Source organism: Halomonas lysinitropha (genome assembly GCF_902500215.1).
Taxonomy (GTDB): domain Bacteria; phylum Pseudomonadota; class Gammaproteobacteria; order Pseudomonadales; family Halomonadaceae; genus Halomonas; species Halomonas lysinitropha.
Genome location: NZ_CABVOU010000043.1, coordinates 40,724 through 59,095, shown reverse-complemented (window position 1 = coordinate 59,095; position 18,372 = coordinate 40,724). Strand labels below are relative to the sequence as shown.

General features: G+C 65.1%; 15 protein-coding genes. 11 read left to right on the top strand and 4 right to left on the bottom strand.

Annotated features, from left to right (window positions below):
- Positions 1 to 162 precede the first annotated feature (162 nt).
- The 7 genes from mnmA to HALO32_RS15250 all read left to right on the top strand — a co-directional run bounded on the left by mnmA (position 163) and on the right by HALO32_RS15250 (position 7,791).
- Positions 163 to 1,275 (top strand): tRNA 2-thiouridine(34) synthase MnmA, encoded by a 1,113-nt coding sequence (gene mnmA, locus HALO32_RS15280; RefSeq protein ID WP_151444767.1) that lies wholly within the window; start codon positions 163 to 165, stop codon positions 1,273 to 1,275.
- Positions 1,272 to 1,913 carry a high frequency lysogenization protein HflD gene (gene hflD / locus HALO32_RS15275; protein WP_151444766.1) on the top strand — a complete coding sequence of 214 codons (642 nt, stop codon included), beginning with the start codon at positions 1,272 to 1,274 and terminating at the stop codon, positions 1,911 to 1,913. Before mnmA ends, hflD begins: the two co-directional genes overlap by 4 nt.
- A gap of 35 nt (positions 1,914 to 1,948) precedes the next feature.
- Positions 1,949 to 3,328, top strand: coding sequence for an adenylosuccinate lyase (gene purB, locus HALO32_RS15270; RefSeq protein ID WP_151444765.1), 1,380 nt, complete (start codon positions 1,949 to 1,951; stop codon positions 3,326 to 3,328).
- 182 nt (positions 3,329 to 3,510) lie between these two features.
- Positions 3,511 to 4,689 carry a cupin domain-containing protein gene (locus tag HALO32_RS15265; RefSeq protein WP_151444764.1) on the top strand — a complete coding sequence of 393 codons (1,179 nt, stop codon included), beginning with the start codon at positions 3,511 to 3,513 and terminating at the stop codon, positions 4,687 to 4,689.
- A 4-nt stretch (positions 4,690 to 4,693) separates the two neighbouring features.
- The gene (locus HALO32_RS15260; RefSeq protein WP_151444763.1) at positions 4,694 to 5,125 is read left to right on the top strand and encodes a GNAT family N-acetyltransferase; all 432 of its coding nucleotides are present in this window, start codon (positions 4,694 to 4,696) and stop codon (positions 5,123 to 5,125) included.
- Positions 5,126 to 5,511: 386 nt separating this feature from the next.
- The gene (locus HALO32_RS15255) at positions 5,512 to 7,110 is read left to right on the top strand and encodes an isocitrate lyase (RefSeq protein ID WP_151444762.1); all 1,599 of its coding nucleotides are present in this window, start codon (positions 5,512 to 5,514) and stop codon (positions 7,108 to 7,110) included.
- A gap of 213 nt (positions 7,111 to 7,323) precedes the next feature.
- A complete protein-coding gene (locus HALO32_RS15250; protein ID WP_151444761.1) occupies positions 7,324 to 7,791 on the top strand; it encodes an outer membrane lipoprotein in 468 nt (155 codons plus the stop codon).
- A 117-nt stretch (positions 7,792 to 7,908) separates the two neighbouring features.
- Here HALO32_RS15250 and HALO32_RS15245 read toward each other — a convergent pair whose 3' ends face one another.
- Positions 7,909 to 8,187, bottom strand: coding sequence for a hypothetical protein (locus tag HALO32_RS15245; RefSeq protein WP_151444760.1), 279 nt, complete (start codon positions 8,185 to 8,187; stop codon positions 7,909 to 7,911).
- A 235-nt stretch (positions 8,188 to 8,422) separates the two neighbouring features.
- On the opposite strand from HALO32_RS15245, the gene HALO32_RS15240 reads away from it, so the two are divergent.
- A complete protein-coding gene (locus tag HALO32_RS15240; protein ID WP_151444759.1) occupies positions 8,423 to 8,905 on the top strand; it encodes an FKBP-type peptidyl-prolyl cis-trans isomerase in 483 nt (160 codons plus the stop codon).
- A 111-nt stretch (positions 8,906 to 9,016) separates the two neighbouring features.
- Here the strand turns inward: HALO32_RS15240 and HALO32_RS15235 are convergent, their stop codons facing one another.
- Entirely contained in the window at positions 9,017 to 11,209 is a 2,193-nt protein-coding gene (locus HALO32_RS15235) for an FAD-dependent oxidoreductase (protein ID WP_151444758.1), read from the bottom strand.
- 188 nt (positions 11,210 to 11,397) lie between these two features.
- Between HALO32_RS15235 and msrA the strand changes: the two genes are divergently transcribed.
- Positions 11,398 to 12,036: a peptide-methionine (S)-S-oxide reductase MsrA gene (gene msrA, locus HALO32_RS15230; RefSeq protein WP_151444757.1), complete on the top strand. Its 639-nt coding sequence runs from the start codon at positions 11,398 to 11,400 to the stop codon at positions 12,034 to 12,036.
- 18 nt (positions 12,037 to 12,054) lie between these two features.
- Here the strand turns inward: msrA and HALO32_RS15225 are convergent, their stop codons facing one another.
- Entirely contained in the window at positions 12,055 to 12,672 is a 618-nt protein-coding gene (locus HALO32_RS15225; RefSeq protein WP_151444756.1) for a C40 family peptidase, read from the bottom strand.
- Between the two features lie 218 nt (positions 12,673 to 12,890).
- The gene (locus tag HALO32_RS15220; RefSeq protein ID WP_151444755.1) at positions 12,891 to 15,356 is read right to left on the bottom strand and encodes a DUF1266 domain-containing protein; all 2,466 of its coding nucleotides are present in this window, start codon (positions 15,354 to 15,356) and stop codon (positions 12,891 to 12,893) included.
- Positions 15,357 to 15,562: 206 nt separating this feature from the next.
- Here HALO32_RS15220 and HALO32_RS15215 point away from each other — a divergent pair, with 206 nt between their 5' ends.
- Together HALO32_RS15215 and gabT are read left to right on the top strand one after the other, a co-directional pair.
- A complete protein-coding gene (locus HALO32_RS15215; RefSeq protein WP_151444754.1) occupies positions 15,563 to 17,008 on the top strand; it encodes an NAD-dependent succinate-semialdehyde dehydrogenase in 1,446 nt (481 codons plus the stop codon).
- A 34-nt stretch (positions 17,009 to 17,042) separates the two neighbouring features.
- Positions 17,043 to 18,341: a 4-aminobutyrate--2-oxoglutarate transaminase gene (gene gabT / locus HALO32_RS15210; RefSeq protein ID WP_151444753.1), complete on the top strand. Its 1,299-nt coding sequence runs from the start codon at positions 17,043 to 17,045 to the stop codon at positions 18,339 to 18,341.
- Positions 18,342 to 18,372: the final 31 nt, after the last annotated feature.

Here is an 18,372-nt window from a genome sequence, read left to right as displayed (position 1 = left end):
CAAGCGGCCAAGCGGCCAAGCCGAGGTTCAAGTAGAAAGCAAAAAGTAACGAGCCCCCTTGCTACTTGGAGCTTGGCGGCTCGGCGCTCGGCGCTCGGCGCTCGGCGCTCGTATCATGTATAATCCCTCCCCATTTACGCCACACCCGATTCGAGAGCGCCCATGACCGCCACCCCAGGCAAGGTGATCGTCGGCATGTCCGGCGGCGTCGACTCCTCAGTGTCCGCCCTGCTGCTGCTGGAGCAGGGCTATAACGTCGAAGGCCTGTTCATGAAGAACTGGGACGAGGACGACGGCACCGAGTACTGCACCGCCAAGGCCGACCTGGCCGACGCCGAGGCCGTCTGCGAGAAGCTCGGCATCCGGCTGCACACCGCCAACTTCGCCGCCGAGTACTGGGACAACGTCTTCGAACACTTTCTCGCCGAATACCAGGCGGGGCGCACGCCGAATCCGGACATCCTCTGCAACCGCGAGATCAAGTTCAAGGTGTTCCTGGAGTACGCCGAGCTGCTGGGTGCCGAGAAGATCGCCACCGGCCACTATGTTCGCGGCGGGATACGCAATGGACGCCCGCGACTGCTCAAGGGGCTGGATAGCAACAAGGACCAGAGCTACTTCCTGCATGCCGTTCCCGAGGCAGCCATCGCCCGCACCCTCTTCCCGGTGGGCGAGCTGGAGAAGCCCGAGGTGCGGGCCATCGCCGAGCGCCATGACCTTGTGACTGCGCGAAAGAAGGACTCGACGGGGATCTGCTTCATCGGTGAACGCCGCTTCCGCGACTTCCTCAAGCAGTACCTGCCCGCCCAGCCCGGCGTCATCGAGACCGCCGAGGGGGAAGTGATCGGCGAGCACATGGGGCTGATGTACTACACCCTAGGCCAGCGCCAGGGGCTCGGCATCGGCGGGCTCGCCGACCATCCGGACGCCCCCTGGTACGTCGCCGCCAAGGACCTCGAGCGCAACGTACTCGTGGCCGTGCAGGGCAAGCATCACCCGCTGCTCTATACCGATTCGCTGACCACCGAGGCCATGGACTGGGTGGCCGGCATGCCACCGGCCGCCGCGGGCCGCTATACCGCCAAGACCCGCTACCGTCAGGCCGACGTGCCCTGTACTTTCCACACGCGGGAGGATGGCGGCGTGGCGGTCCGCTTCGATGATCCTCAGCGCGCCGTCACCCCCGGTCAGTCGCTGGTCCTCTACGACGACGAGATATGCCTCGGCGGCGGGGTGATCCGCGAGACATGGAACGCCACGGAGTCTGCTTCATGACCGCCTCGACCCCGATCCATCGTGCCCCGGACACTCCGACGGCCCGCCAGACCCTGGCTCTCGCCGGCGTCTTCCAGGCCGCCAGCCTGGTCGATGAACTCGCCCGCACCGGCCAGGTCGAGTCGCGAGCCTGGGAGACCCTGATACGGGCCACCCTGGATACCAACCCCGAGAGCTTCGAGGCGATCTACGGCGGCCACCCCAACAACCTGCGTCGCGGCCTCGATGTGCTCGAGGGCGTGGTTGGCCGACAGCAGGCCAACCCCGTGGTACTGCGCTACGGCTTCTCGCTGCTGATGCTGATGAACAAGCTGCGCGGCAACGACGCCATGCTGGATGAGCTCGGCACTCGCCTGACACGTATCCAGGGCCAGGCCGAGCACTTCGGCGAGACCCACGAGAACGTCATTGCCAGTCTCGGCGAGGCCTATCAGGAAACCCTCTCGACCCTCAAGACCCGCATTGTCGTCCAGGGCGACCCGTCACTGCTGCAGAGCCGGATGATGCCCGAGCGGGTGCGCGCGATCCTGCTCGCCGGCATCCGTTTCGCCCTGCTCTGGCACCAGCAGGGGGGCCGGCGCTGGAAGCTGGTCTTCCAGCGCGGTGACCTGAAGAAGACCCTGGACCAGTTGGGCTGAGCCCCCTCCACCTCTCCCTAGACCGGAACCCGACCATGCAAGCCGCTTTCCTTCCCTTCTCCGTCCTGACCGCCCTCTCCCCGGTCGATGGCCGCTATGCCGGCAAGGCCGAGCCGCTGCGTGAGCACTTCAGCGAGTTCGGCCTGATCCGCGCCCGGGTCATTGTCGAGATTCGCTGGCTCCAGCGTCTCGCCGAGCACCCGCAGATCACCGAGGTACCCCGTCTCTCCGCCGAGGCCACCGCCTTCCTCGAGGCCCTGATAAGGGACTTCTCCGTGGAGAACGCCGAACGCATCAAGACCATCGAACGCACCACCAACCACGACGTCAAGGCGGTGGAGTACTTCATCAAGGAGAAGATAGCCGACCAGCCGGAATTGCACGCCGTGACCGAGTTCGTGCATTTCGCCTGCACCAGCGAGGACATCAACAACCTCTCCCACGGCGTAATGCTGACCGACGGCCTTCGTGCGCTGTTGCCGATGATGCACCGGGTCGCCGACGAGGTCGCCCGGCTGGCCCACGAGCACGCCTCGCAGCCGATGCTGTCGCGCACCCACGGCCAGACGGCGAGCCCCACTACCCTGGGCAAGGAGATGGCCAACGTCGCCTATCGCCTGCGCCGTCAGCTCAAGCTGATCGAGGGCGTCGAGATACTGGGCAAGATCAACGGCGCGGTGGGCAACTACAATGCGCATCTCGCCACCTACCCGGAGGTGGACTGGGAGGAGAACGCCCGCAGCTTCGTCGAGGGACTGGGGCTGACCTTCAACCCCTACACCACTCAGATCGAGCCTCACGACTACATCGCCGAGCTGTTCGACGCGGTATGCCGCTTCAATACCATCCTCATCGACTTCGACCGCGATATCTGGGGCTATATCTCGCTGGGCTACTTCAAGCAGAGGACCGTCGAGGGCGAGATCGGCTCTTCGACCATGCCCCACAAGGTGAACCCCATCGACTTCGAGAACTCCGAAGGCAATCTGGGGCTCGCCAACGCCATCCTCGGCCACCTGGCCCAGAAGCTGCCGATCTCGCGCTGGCAGCGCGACCTCACCGACTCCACGGTGCTGCGCAACTTGGGAGTCGGCCTGGCCTACGGCCTGATCGCCTATGAGGCCTCGCTCAAGGGCATCAGCAAGCTCGAAGCCAACCCGGCGCGCATTGCCGAGGACCTCAACGCCAGCTGGGAGGTGCTCGCCGAGCCGATTCAGACGGTGATGCGTCGCTACGGCATCGAGAAGCCCTACGAGAAGCTCAAGGAGTTGACCCGTGGCAAGCGCATCGACCAGACCGGCTTCGCCGCCTTTATCGATACCCTCGAGCTGCCTGCCGAGGTGAAGGGCGAGCTCAAGGCCCTTAGCCCGGCGACCTATATCGGCAACGCCGAAGAGCAGGCACGCAGGCTGTAAGCGCCGAGCGACGAGCCATTACGGTAAGCGGCGCCGGGGACAGGTCGAAGAGGAGGTCCTACGCCAGGGATGGCGTCGGTAGCGCCCAGGGAAGGGTTCATAGCGCCTCCTCGTAGAGCTGTCACCGGGTCAGCCGCGACTCGAAGCCACCCATGGCTTCAACATTGCAAGAGGTGGTGCCCATGTCCTCCAATACCCCGCTGCAACTTCTGGGCGGCCTCTCCGCCGCCGAGTTCCTGCGCGACGTCTGGCAGCAGAAGCCGCTGTTGATTCGCGGCGCCTTCCCTCACTTCCAGTGCCCGCTGGACCCGGACGAGCTGGCCGGGCTCGCCTGCGAGGAGGGCGTCGAGGCCCGCCTGGTGGAGGAGCATGGTGCCGAAGGCCCCTGGCAGGTCCGCCATGGCCCCTTCGATGAGGCTACCTTCGCCCGGCTTCCCGAGCGGGACTGGACCCTGCTGGTGCAGGCCGTCGACCACTATGTACCGGAGGTGGCCGAGGTGCTCGAGGCCTTCACCTTCCTCCCCCGCTGGCGCCTCGACGACATCATGGTCAGCTATGCCCCCCCGGGTGGCAGCGTCGGTCCCCACGTCGATCAGTATGACGTCTTCCTGCTGCAAGGTAGTGGCCAGCGCCGCTGGCAGCTGGGTGGCAAGGTTGCCGATGACACTCCAATCCTCGACGGCGTCGACCTGCGCATCCTCGAGCGCTTCGAAGTACAAGCGGGCGACGACTGGATTCTCGAGCCAGGCGATATGCTCTACCTGCCACCCTCCTGGGCTCACCACGGCATCAGCCAGTCCGACGACTGCCTGACGCTATCGGTGGGCTTCCGCGCTCCCTCCGCCGACGAGGCGATCACCTCCTTTGCCGACTATCTCGGTGAGCAGCTGCCGGCATCGAAGCGCTATGCCGATGCTGGCATGGCACCCCCCGAAGACCCCGCCGAGCTCGATGACGCCGCCGTAGCGCGCATGCGCCGCCTGATTCTCGACACCCTGGACGACCCAGCCCAGATGGCCCAGTGGTTCGGCCGCGTGATGACCCAACCCAAGTACGTCGATCAGTTGGTCCCCACCGAGTCCCCGACCGAGGCCGAGGAGCTTGTCGCCGCCCTGCAGGAGGGAGAGGATCTGATACGCAGCCCCGGTTCGCGTTTCGCCTGGCGGGCCCTGGACGATGACCGCGCAACCCTCTTCGCCGATGGTGACGGCCTGAACTGCGCTCTTCCGCTGGCCCGCGCCCTGGCCACGGATGCCCCGCTGGACAAGAATCTGCTTGCGCTGTCCGGGGCCGACGCGCTGCTTGCCCGCCTGCTCGATATCGGCAGCCTCGGCTGGGCCGACGACTTCACGGAGGAGTGACACCATGGACGTCACCATCGAGATTCGCGAAGACGACTGGTCGGCTCTCGGCGAGGCCGCCAGTGAGATACGCCGGCGGGTCTTTATCGAGGAGCAGCAAGTCCCGCAAGAGGAAGAATGGGACGGCCGCGACGCCGACTGTCGTCATTTTCTGGCGCTGCATGACGGCACCCCCCTGGGCACCGCCCGGCTGCTACCCGATGCTCACATCGGCCGGGTGGCTGTGCTGGCCGAGGCCCGGGGGCTGGGAATCGGCGTGGCGCTGATGCGGGCCGCCATCGAAGCCGCCCGTCGTGACGGCCATGCCCGGGTGGAACTCGCCGCCCAGACCCACGCCCTGGCCTTCTACGAACCTCTGGGATTCCTGGCCCATGGCGACGAGTTCCTCGACGCCGGAATTCCGCACCGCAATATGCATCTCGTCCTGGACGGCTGAGCCAGGTTTAACAACATTTCCGTGGAAACTCGACTACAGGAAAAGCCCCGCCCCACCCCTCTCTGTAGTCGAGTTACAACGCCCTCTTCCCCCAAGGGTCAATTGCTAACGCCCATGATGCCGGGCCATAGTGGTATTCAGGATGAGAGTAAAACAGTTGTTTGCCAGCAGAATGAAGGTTCAGGGACAACTGCTGGCACGACCTCCGTCGGGATTCGACTAAGGGCTTAGAGACAACCCAGGACATCTGGCCGACCCTGACAATATTTCGCAGATGCAACATAAGGCATTGCCGAGAGGTGCAGCAGGCGATTCCAGCAGCCGCGACACCCATTTTTTCGACATCGTGTTCACACGATTCCACTCCTGACCCGAAGGATGGCCCCATGACGACATTCAAAGACGAACTCAAGGCTCAGGCTCAACTGCGCGAAGCCCAGCAGGGCAAGTGGGACAACATCAACCCTGAGCACGCCGCACGCATGCGGGTGCAGAATCGCTTCCAGACCGGCCTGGATATTGCTCGCTATACCGCGAAGATCATGCGCGAGGACATGGCCGCCTATGATGCGGACACGTCGCAGTACACCCAGTCGCTGGGCTGCTGGCACGGCTTCATCGGTCAGCAGAAGATGCTCTCCATCAAGAAGCACTTCGGCACCACCAAGCGCTCCTACCTCTATCTCTCCGGCTGGATGGTCGCCGCCCTGCGCTCCGAGTTCGGCCCCCTGCCCGACCAGTCCATGCACGAGAAGACCACCGTGCCGAGCCTGATCGAGGAACTCTACACTTTCCTGCGCCAGGCCGATGCCTGGGAACTCAACCACCTGTTCCGTGATCTGGAAGAAGCCAAGAAGGCCGGTGATAAGGCGAAGGCCGACGAGGCCGTGGCCAAGATCGACGGTTTCGAGACGCATATCGTGCCGATCATCGCCGACATCGACGCCGGGTTCGGCAACGCCGAGGCCACCTACCTGCTGGCCAAGAAGATGATCGAGGCCGGCGCCTGCTGCATCCAGATCGAGAACCAGGTCTCCGACGAGAAACAGTGTGGCCACCAGGCCGGCAAGGTCACGGTGCCTCACGAGGATTTCATCGCCAAGATCAACGCCGTGCGCTACGCCTTCCTTGAACTGGGTGTGGAAGACGGCGTGATCGTTGCCCGTACCGACTCCCTGGGCGCCGGACTGACCCAGAAGATCGCCGTGACCAACGAGCCGGGCGACCTCGGCGACCAGTACAACAGCTACCTGGACGGCGATGAGATCGAGAAGGCCGAAGACATCAACAACGGCGACGTGGTGATCAAGCAGGAGGGCAAGCTGGTCAAGGTCAAGCGCCTGGCCTCCGGCCTCTACGAATTCAAGCCGGGCACCGGTGAGGACCGCGTGGTGCTGGACTGCATCACCAGCCTGCAGAACGGTGCCGACCTGCTGTGGATCGAGACCGAGAAGCCCCATGTCGGCCAGATCGCCGGCATGGTCAACCGCATCCGCGAGGTCTGCCCGGATGCCAAGCTGGTCTACAACAACTCGCCCTCCTTCAATTGGACCCTGAACTTCCGCCAGCAGGTGTTCGATACCTGGGAGCAGGAGGGCAAGGACGTTTCGGCCTACGATCGCAACAACCTGATGAGTGCCGACTACGACGACACCGAACTCGGCCGGCTGGCCGACGAGTGGACCCGCAACTTCCAGCGCGACGCCGCCCGCGAGGCCGGCATCTTCCACCACCTGATCACCCTGCCGACCTACCACACCGCGGCCCTCTCCACCGACAACCTGGCCAAGGGCTACTTCGGAAACGAGGGCATGCTGGCCTACGTGGCCGGGGTGCAGCGCAAGGAGATCCGCGAGGGCATCGCTACCGTCAAGCACCAGGACATGGCCGGCTCCAACATCGGCGACGACCATAAAGAGTTCTTCCACGGCGAAGCGGCTCTCAAGGCCGGCGGGAAGGACAACACCATGAACCAGTTCGGCTAAGGTCGCTGGCGGTAACGACTGGACCCCTGGGGGAGGCCGATTGGCCTCCCTTTTTTCATATTGTTACTCGCCTTATGACGCTACACTCACCATCAGGCAGTCCAGCGTGCTGGCCAAGTCAGCGCGCAACGCATAAACTCATTAACGAACACTGTCCGTTAACCTGTTACCCCCGGAACCACGTATTCGTCACGGACCCCAAGGAGATTCTGCATGAAACGCCTTCTTCCCGTTCTTGCCATCAGCATCCTGACCCTGGCCGGCTGTGCCAACACCGCTCCCTATTCGGGTAACGTCTACAGCGGCGACCAGGCCAAGTCGGCCCAGACCGTGACCTTCGGTACCATCACCGCGCTGCGCCAGGTGCAGATCCAGGCCGATAGCCGCGCCGGCGGTCTGCTTGGCTCAGGCGGCGGTGCCGTGATCGGCGGCATCCTCGGTAACCAGGTAGGGGGCGGCAGCGGGCGCCAATTGGCCACCGTGGCCGGCGCCATCGGCGGCGCCGTGGCCGGTACCAAGGTCGAGGAGGCGACCAACCGCATCACCGCCTGGGAAATGGAGATCCGCCAGGACAATGGCCAGAACGTGGTCGTCGTCCAGAAGGCGGACCAGAACTTCCAGGTGGGTCAGCGCGTTCGCCTGATCGGCAGCGGCAGAAACGTCAGCGTAGCGCCGTACTGAGAGCCGTAACGGTCTCCCCTGCGTGCTGAACGACTAACCATAATGGAAAGGCCCGCGGGATTCACCGCGGGCCTTCTCGTTTTACCTTTCTGAAACCGGGCATGATCCGGAAGTGGCTCAGTGCTGAACCTTGTTCATGATCCAGCCGGCCAGCTTGGTGCCGATCAGCGCGACCAGGCCAATCACGATCACCGTGAACAGCATATCCACGGGGCGCACGATGAAGGTGGCACCGAGCACCGCCAGGGCCGGACACCATACCCAGCGATCATCCTCGCTGCGCAGAACGGCAGGCAGCAGCGCGTCGAGAATGCTGCTGACAGAGACCTCCCAGCGCTTGAGGAACAGAGTCAGGAAGACGGCGAAGGCGATCAGCCAGATCAGAGTCAGAGTCATGGCATTCTCCATGGAGGGGGGGCGGTCGAATGAAAGCGGGTAGATGATATCACGCAAGGGTATCCCTGGCCGTCAGGCCACGCAACCGTACGAAAGTCCCCGATCACAGGCCCCGAAAGGTGTGAATGTGACTCAGGCTCGGCCCCCACATCCTGAATTTCCTCCATGCCACTGACAGCCGCTTGACTGCCGCGTTAACATGACGCGCTACATGCACACACCGAAAGGTTCATCAATGCAGATTGGGCAAAACTCCGTTGTCGCGTTCCATTACACCCTGACCAACGACGAAGGTGAGGTGCTGGACAGCTCGGAAGGCCGCGAGCCGCTGACCTACCTCCACGGCGCCGGCAACATCATTCCGGGCCTCGAGAAGCAGCTTGAAGGTCGCGGCACCGGCGACAAGCTCCAGGCCAAGGTTTCCCCGGAAGAGGGCTATGGCGAGGTTCAGGCTCAGCTCGTGCAGGAAGTGCCGCGCGATGCCTTCCAGGGCGTCGAGAGCGTCGAGCCGGGCATGCAGTTCCAGGCCCAGACCGAAGGCGGCCCGCTGATGGTCACCGTGACCAAGGTCGAGGGCGACACCGTCACCGTCGACGGCAACCATCCGCTCGCCGGTCAGCCGCTGAACTTCGACGTGGAGATCGCCGAGGTTCGCGAGGCCAGCGAGGAAGAAGTCGAGCACGGCCACGTGCACGGCGAAGGTGGCCACGAGCACTGAACGCGCGTGTCGACCGAACCGGACGCCAACAGCTGAGTCCGGGATCACGAGGGGGCAGCCAAGGGCTGCCCCTTCGTCGTTCAGGACGCATACACCTCGCTACCGAGCGTGCTACCTGGGTGTCTTGCCGCTCGTATCGTCACCCCGCCGCCAGGCAAAGTAGCGCAGCAGCCAGCTCAGCAGACGTTCCGGCTTGTGAGCATTCTTCCAGACACCGGCCGTGGCCTTGACCGCCTCGCTGTGGGTCGGATAGGGGTGGATGGTTCCCAGTAGCTTGTTGAGTCCGATGCCGCGCGTCATCGCCAGGGTGAACTCGGCGAGCATCTCCCCCGCCCCCTGGCCGACGATGGTGGCACCGAGAATCCGGTCACGGCCGGGCGCGGTCAGCACCTTCACGAAGCCACGGGTAGTGCCTTCGGCGATGGCGCGATCCAGCTCGCTCAAGGCGTAGCGAGTGACCTCGACCTCGGTACCCGCCTCGAGAGCTTCCCGCTCATTGAGCCCGACTCGCGCCACCTCGGGGTCGGTAAAGGTGACCGCCGGCAGCGCACGATAGCTCACCCGGAACCGCTTGAGCTCACCGAACAGCGCATTCACCGTGGCATGCCAGGCCTGGTGCGCACCGGCATGAGTCAACTGATAGGGGCCCGCCACGTCGCCACAGGCCCAGACATTGGGCAGGACACTCTGCAGGGATTCGTCCACGTCCAGAGTACCATCGGGACGAGTCTCGACACCGAGGGCCTCGAGACCCAGTCCCTCGACATTGGCCTGGCGGCCCACTGCGACCAACAGGTGAGTGAACGGAAGGCGCTCCACTAAGAGTTCGTTGTTGGCGTCATGCCTCTCGACCTCCAGGGCATGGCCGCCCGTCTCTTCGGCCACCACGCGCAGTGCCTTGGTCGCGAGATGGACCGCCAGGCCTTCCTCGCCCAGCCGGGACTCGACCTCGCCGGCCACGTCCCGGTCTTCGCGCGGCAGCAGCTGGTCCCCCATCTCCACCAGTGCCACCCGGCTGCCCAGCCGGGCGAAGCTCTGGCCCAGCTCACAGCCAATGGGGCCGCCGCCCAGCACTACGAGTTGCTCGGGGAGGGACTCGAGTCGCCAGAGGTTGTCAGAGGTCAGCACCTCGACCGCCTCCAGGCCGGGCAACGGCGGCACGCGTGGCCGTGCGCCGCTGGCGATGATCACGTGGCGCGTGGTCAGCACCCGCTCGCCCGAGGCCTCACGAATGCGCACCCGCCAGGGATCCTCGAGGATGGCATCTCCGGCAACCACCTCCACGCCCAGCCCCTCGTAGCGCTCGCGACTGTCGTGGGGTTCCACCTCGCGGATGGCGCGCTGGACGTGACCCATCACAGCGGCGAAGTCCACCTCGGGCTCACCGGCGCTGACCCCGTAACGCGGGGCTCCGCGGATCTCGCTGGCGACACGAGCCGCCCGGATCAGTGCCTTGGAGGGAACGCAGCCGGTATTGAGGCAGTCACCCCCCAGGCGATGGCGCTCCACCAGGGCTACTCGGGCCTTTACCGCCGAGGCGATGTAGCTGGCGACGAGCCCGGCCGATCCGCCCCCGATCACCACGATGTCCTGGTCGAAATGTCGCGGCCGATCGAAACGCCGGGCCAGCTGACGCCGCCTTCCGATGGCCACAAGGGCGCGGGCCAGCCAGGGAAAGAGCCCGATCAGCACGAAGGAGCCGATCAGGCCTGGGGAGAGAATCCCGGAAAGTGACTCCAGCTCACCCAGTTCCCGTCCCGCGTTCACGTACACCGCCGTTCCCGGCAACATGCCGAGTTGACTGACCCAATAGAAGGTCCACAGCCGCATGCGGGTCAGGCCCAGCACCAGATTGATGACGAAGAAGGGAAAGAGCGGAATCAACCGTAGTGTGAAGAGATAGAAGGCGCCTTCGCGCGCGATACCGGCATTGATGCGGGCCAGTTGCGCGGCAAAGCGCCGCTCCAGGGGCGCGCGCGCCAGGGTCCGGGCGATCAGCGCGGCCAGCGTGGCACCAAGGGTACTGGCGAAAGAGATCAGCAACAGCCCCCAGCCGAAACCGAACAGTGCCCCACCCAGCAGGGTCATCAGGGTGGCGCCGGGCAGCGAGACGGCCGTGATGGCCACATAGCCCAGGAAGAACCCGCCAGCGACGGTCAGAGGTTCGGCGGCTAACCAGGCCTGGAAGCGCTCCTGCTCGGACTGCAGGTTCTCGAGGGTCAGGAACTGATCGGCACCGCTGAAGAAGTAGGCCGCGACCAACAGAGCGATGATGGCCGCGAGAATCAGGCGTTTTCGTGTCAAGGTGGGGCTCCCGTAGGCAAAGTGATGAAGAATCCGCATTCGCGGAGGGTCGAGTTGCCCCTGTGTCGTTGTGGAGGGGAGAAACTTACCGGAAGCGACTGCAATGTATTGAAAGGAAACGCAGCGGGATGGAACCCAATGTCGACACCCCTATCCAAACTACCACCCCCTATCCATGGAGCCATAAAATGAGCCTGCTGCCCTACCCTGCCTTGTTCCGCCTCGGCCTGCTTGCCCTTCCCACCGCATTCGCCATCACCGGCACCGCCCAGGCGGATGAGGAGACGGCTAGTGCCGTCTTCGCCGGCGGCTGTTTCTGGTGCATGGAGGAAGCCTACGACAAGGTAGAGGGGGTGAAAGCCGCCACCTCCGGCTACAGCGGAGGCAATACCGATGACCCCACCTACGAGCAGGTAACCGGGGGTGATACGGGCCATGCCGAAGTCGTCAAGGTCGACTACGATCCCGACCAGGTGGACTACGAGACCTTGTTGCATGTGTTCTGGCGCAACATCGATCCCTTCGCCGTGGACCGCCAGTTCTGTGACAAGGGCAGCTCGTACCGCAGTGCCATCTTTCCCATGAACGAGGATCAACGCGCGCTGGCCGAATCCAGCAAGGAAGCTGTTGCCGAGCGCTTCGACCAGCCTATCGCCACCGAGATCAACGATTTCGAGGCCTTCTATCCGGCCGAGGAGTACCACCAGAACTATTATAACGAGAACCCGGTGCGCTACCGCTTCTACAAGTCGGGCTGCGGCCGGGTCGAGCGGCTCGAGGAAGTCTGGGGAGACGAGGCAAGCGCCACTGCCGGCAGCAGCGGCTGAGGGGGATAAAGGAAGGCTTCAACCCTCGCCGGAGTCGCCCAGCCGCTGGGCCAGTTGAGTAGGCTCCAGGGCCCGCCTCGCCTGCCAGAAGTGGCGTTGCCAGTAACGATTATCGAGGCTGGAGATCATCACGCCCCGTGAGGTGGAGGCGTGCAGAAAGCGACCCTCGCCGACATAGATGCCCACATGGCGATACACCCCGGGAGGACGGAAGAATACCAGGTCGCCGGGACGCAGGGCATCCGGATCGACCTGTTGACCGGCGTGCACCTGCTGCTCGGTAGTGCGCGGCAGATCGAAGCGGAAGGTGTCGCTGAACACGTTCTGCACCAGAGCCGAGCAGTCTACCCCACGGAAGGTACTGCCCCCCAGCCGGTAAGGCGTACCGGACCAGCGCTCATGCTGAGCCAGCAGGGCCCGGCGGATCAGTGTCGGCGGCGGGTTGTGCAGGCCGCGGGCCTCCAGGATGGGGTTGTCCACGGGTGACATCCGTGGATCGGCGGAAATCCCCGGCAGGTCCCGAGCAAAATATCCGCCGTTGGCATCTTCCTCGATGCCGCTCGATGCGGCACAACCCGCCAGCAGGGTCAGGCTCACCCCCACAACGGCGATGCGACACAAGCGTTTGTCCAGCATCCTGCGACGCCCTCGTTCCCTGAGCCGCACCCATGCCGCAGACGCCCTGCGTCTCTCGGTTCCCGGGTTTTGTCGCTGTGGCAGTGCTGCCGGGAAGGCCCGGTGTCACTGCCAGAGCGGCCTGCCAACGGCTCGCTGCTAATGGAGGCTCCCGACAGGAAGAGCCATATCAATAATTGAATCGACTATAGACCATCGTTAGTTATCAAGGCGAGACCTTAGTGAAGGGTACGGCTGTCGCCTGGCAGCGTGTCGATGTGCAGTGGCGCCCAGTGGCTCGGCCGTGCCCCGGGAAAGTCGATGCTGGCCCAGACTCCCGCCAGCGGCGGCGCCCCTGAAAGCCAGGCGGCCAGCGCCTGGCGGAATCCGGCCAGAAAGCTCTCGCGTTCCGGGGTCTCACCCATGAAGAACGAGAAGCCGGCATAGAGACCTCGGGCATACTCTTCCCAGCCCGCGTAGTGCTCACCGGCCAGCCCATGGGCACGCTCCAGCAGTTCCAGAAATGCCTTCTCTCCGAGCCATCCCAACTGGCGACCGGCAATGGCCAGATCCACGGCCTGGGCAATGTCCCAGGCCGCCATGTCGACCTCATTGCAGCCGTCTTCGTTGTCCCTGACTCGCTGCAGGCGCAGCAGATGAGCCCCCTCCTCCTCGCTGCACTCCCCGCTCTGAAGGGTAGCGACCTCGGAGGCCAGCCGTCCGTGGTTGAGCGTGTAGGGAGCGTAGTTGATCTGGTACTCCTGGCGATCGCCGATCTCTAACAGGTACTCGAGGAACTCGCCCATCTCCGCCTGCCCGTGAAGGGCATAATGTCCATCGACCCAGTCGTGGATCGACGCGCATTCTCGCTCGCTCTCGGGCTGCGGCAGGCTCCAGGCCGGACCGTTGAGCGGCCCGACCAGCGCCATGGCGGTGAAGTGGGCAAGCGTCGGCCGCGGTCCCGGCTCGTGCCATGCCCCACTGCGCCAGTCGAGCCAATGGAAGAGGCTGCCGGGGTCCTCCAGGTGCCAGCGGATCTCGGCCACCATCGGCGGCTGCTCGGGTTCAGGCAACAGGCTTTCCCAATGGGCCCAGGCCTGCAGCAGGCGACGGGCATCGGGATAGAAGCGGCACAGCGAGCCCTGCAGCGCTGCGGCCAACTTCTCCAGTCGGCCAGCGTCGAAATCTCCGCTGTCCATGGCCATCTGCAGGTGGAAAGCGAACTTCTCGGCCATGTGAATGGTGGCGGCATGACGGCTCGCACGACTGAGGGCATCGCGGCTCGCCAACTCCTCGGCGACAGGGCGGCCGAAGGGCGTTTCGGCCGGTGGCAGGGCACCATGGGCGGCATCCGCTGCCAGTTGATTGAGGTGGTGGGCCTGAGCTGGCAGCCAGTAGCGGGAGAGCGCCTCGACGCCCTCGTCGGCATGCAGGTCGAGGGTCTCGACCAGATAGCCACGTGCCTCCTCGCGACGTGTGGCCGACAACTCAGCCAGCGGGCCCTGGCGGGCGGCGAACTCCGGCTCGCGAACGGCGGCCAACGCCAGGACCCAGTGGCGGGGATCGCCACGCCAGGCCCGCATGGCGATGCGCGAGGCCTCGAGAAGCTCCTCCGGGATCAGCCCCTGCAGGGCCGGGCGCCAGGGGCTCACCGGCGAGTGCAACAGCAGCAACCAGTCCGCCTCCAGGGAAGGAAGCAGGTTGCGTCCCTCGAAGAGACTGCGGCCCCGCTGGTAAGCCCGCGCCAAAGCCGTCCAGTCACTGTAGCGGCGCAGCGCCAGATCGGCCCCGTGGCCGGCGAAGTCCCGCGCCTCTCCCGCCTCGAGCCAGCCCAGGCAGGCACCCGCCCAGGCCAGGTCGATCAGCCGCAGCCAGTCCCAGGCGGCCCACTCCAATGGTTCACCCTGATCGAGGAACCCCTGTAACACCCTGCCATAGTCGCGCTCGCCCCCGGGCAGCGCCTCCCACCATTGGCGGCGTACCGCAGCATCCGCTTCGAGCAGCCGTCCGGCATCCAGGTCCCAGGCCTGACGGTCGCCCTGGGAAGCCAGCCAAAGCAGGCTGTGCACCAGGTCCTCGCGGTTGCGGATCTGCCAGGCCTCCTGAAGCCAGGACTCGAGCCCTTGCCAATCATCCTGGCCGGCAGGCAGTTCGATGACCGGCGAGAAGGCGGCGCGCAGACGCCAGACCTGAACCTCGGGCGCCGCGGGCCAGAGCTCGAGGGGCATGGCATGAGTGGCAAGCCACTCCTGCAACATGTCCCAGGTGATGCCATCCCCGTCGTGCTCCAGGGTCGAGAGGGCCTCGCAGGCATCAAAGAAGCCGTCGTCGCCGCGAACCCAGCCCTCTGCGCTGCGCGCATGCAGCAACGCCTGCAACCACGCATCAAGGCTAGCATGGTGGGCGCTGATCTCCTCTGCCAGCCGCTGGGCCCAGGCCCGTGCGCGGGCCTCCCCGACCCAGCCCGCGGCACCGCCCAGGGCGAGGACTTCCAGGCCGGCCAGCAGCCTGGCCGGATCGACGCTGGAACCGCCGGTTCCCAGGGCCTCCAGCAGGCACCAGCCCAGTTCACCGCGATCGGCCACGCCGAGGGCCGCCAGCCGTTCGACGGCCACCTCGGCCGGCACCGTCAGGGGATCGGGGGTGAAGGCCCAGTCACACAGCACCAGTTGCTGGGCCCACCAGGCGTTCAGGGGATCGACCAAGGGTCACCTCGCGATAAAAAACGAAACGGAACATGCCGTGCGATGTACCACCGCAAGTCGGCGACATAGTGTAGCGGAAAGCATTGCCGGCGCCGATGGCCGTGTGGCAAGCGGGCGCGAAAAACGGGCACAACCGGGGCTTGGCGCCTTGTTTTAAATAATGCACACTCGTCCAACAAGATGATCAACCCTGACGAGGAACCCCCATGCCCGCGGACGCCCAGCTGCTGACCGACAAGGCCTATGTGGCCGGCCAATGGCGCGATGGCACGCGCCGCTTCACCGTGACCAATCCCGCTACCGGCGAGACCCTGGCGGAGGTCCCCGACCTCGGCGCCGAGGATGCCCGCGAGGCCATTTCCGCCGCGGCAGAGGCCTGGCCGGCCTGGCGTCGCCGCACCGCCAAGGAACGCGCCATCCTGCTGCGCGCCTGGTTCGAGGCCATCATGGCCAACCAGGAAGCCCTGGCGCGACTGATGACCCTGGAACAGGGCAAACCGCTGGCCGAATCCCGCGGCGAGGTAGCCTACGGCGCCTCCTTCGTCGAGTACTACGCCGAGGAGGCCAAGCGCGTCGCCGGGGAGACCCTGCCGAGCCACGGCGTTGACAAGCGCATCATGGTGTTCCGTGAGCCGATCGGCGTGGTGGCTGCCATCACTCCCTGGAACTTCCCACTGGCGATGATCACCCGCAAGTGTGCCCCGGCCCTGGCTGCCGGCTGCCCGGTGGTGATCAAGCCCGCCGAGGCCACCCCGCTCACTGCCCTGGCACTGGTGAAGCTCGCCGAGGAGGTCGGGTTCCCCAGCGGGGTGATCAACGTCGTCACCGCTTCACGTCCGGCCGAGATCGGCGAGGTGCTGACCACTGACCCGCGAGTACGCAAGATCTCCTTTACCGGGTCCACCCCGGTGGGCAAGAAGCTACTGACCCAATGCGCCGGCACCGTGAAGAAGGCTTCCATGGAGCTGGGTGGCAACGCGCCCTTTATCGTCTTCGACGACGCCGACCTGGATGCCGCCGTCGAGGGGGCGGTGGCCTCCAAATACCGCAACTCCGGCCAGACCTGCGTGTGCACCAATCGCCTGCTGGTTCAGGCCGGTGTCTACGAAGCCTTCCTCGAGAAGCTGGCCGCCCGCGTCGCCCAGCTCGAGGTCGGCAACGGCCTCGACGAGGGCGTGGCCCAGGGCCCCCTGATCAACCTGGCCGCCGTGGAGAAGGTTGAGTCGCATATCGCCGACGCCCTGGAAAAGGGCGGCCGGCTGGTCTGCGGGGGCGAGCCCCATGCGCTGGGTGGCACCTTCTTCCAGCCAACGATCATTGCCGATGTGACCCCGAGGATGAAGGTCGCCAACGAGGAGACCTTCGGCCCCCTGGCACCGGTGTTCCGCTTCGAGACCGAAGAAGAGGCCATCGCCATGGCCAACGCCACCGAATTCGGCCTCGCCGCCTACTTCTATGCTCGGGACTATCGGCGTATCTGGCATGTCATGGAGGGGCTGGAATATGGCATGGTGGCAGTGAACGAAGGCATTCTTTCCACCGAGCTGGCGCCCTTCGGTGGGGTCAAGGAGTCAGGGCTGGGACGCGAAGGGTCGCGCCACGGCCTGGATGAGTACACTGAACTAAAATACGTCTGTGTTGGCGGCCTCTGATCGCCCGCAACGTCTCAACAAGGAGGCAAGATCCATGAACAACGCTCAGCTCAATGAACTCAAGCAGCGCTACGTGGCCAGCGGCGCCGCGAGCCCGGCCACTCAGTTTGCCGATCGCGCCGAGAACGCCCTGGTATGGGACGCCGACGGTAATCGCATCATCGATTTTGCCGGCGGTATCGGCGTGCTCAACATCGGTCATCGCCACCCCAAGGTAGTTCAGGCGGTCAAGGACCAGCTCGACAAGGTGATGCACACCTGCCAGACCGTGATGCCCTATGAGGGCTACGTGAAGGTGGCCGAGAAGCTCAGCCAGGTCACCCCGGTACGCGGCCACGCCAAGGTAATGCTGGCCAACTCCGGGGCCGAGGCGTTGGAGAATGCCGTCAAGGTCGCCCGTGCCGCCACCGGCAAGAACAACGTGATCTGCTTCGACGGCGGCTACCACGGCCGCACCTTCATGACCATGGCCATGAACGGCAAGGTCGCACCCTACTCCACGGACTTCGGCTCCATGCCGGGCAACGTCTTCCGTGCCCCCTATCCGGTGCCCTACCACGGGGTCAGCGAGGACGAAGCCCTGCGCGGCCTGAAGATGGCACTCAAGACCGATGCCAACCCCAAGGACACCGCCGCGATCGTGCTCGAACCGATCCTCGGCGAAGGCGGCTTCTATCCGGCACCGGCGAGCTTCCTCAAGGCGATCCGCGAGATCTGCGACGAGCACGGCATGCTGATGATCGTCGACGAGGTGCAGTCCGGCTTCGGACGTACCGGCAAGCTGTTCGCCATCGAGCACAGCGGCGTCGAGCCGGACATCATCACCATGGCCAAGAGCATGGCCGACGGCATGCCGATCTCCGCTGTCGTGGGTACCGACAAGCACATGGACGCCTCCGGCGCCAACTCCCTGGGCGGCACCTACACCGGCAGCCCGGTCTCCTGCGCCGCCACCCTGGCCGTCCTGGAGGTCTTCGAGCAGGAGAACATCCTCGAGAAGAGCCAGGCGCTCGGCGACAAGCTGGCCAAGCGCTTCGAGCAGTGGCAGCAGGCGTTCGACTGCGTCGACAATGGCCGCAACATGGGCGCCATGGCGGCCGTCGACCTGGTCTCCGACAAGGCCAACCACACCCCGGACGCCGACCTGGCCGGCGCGCTGTGCAAGAAGACCCGAGAGAAGGGGCTGATCCTGCTCTCCTGCGGCCTGTACGGCAACACCATCCGCTTCCTGATGCCGGTCACCATCGAGGACGAGATCCTCGAGGAAGGGCTCGCCATCATCGAGGAGTCCCTCAAGGAGCTGGTGGGCAGCAAGAGCGCCGCCACTGCCTGACAGGGCTCGACCGGAAGACGATGCACACCCC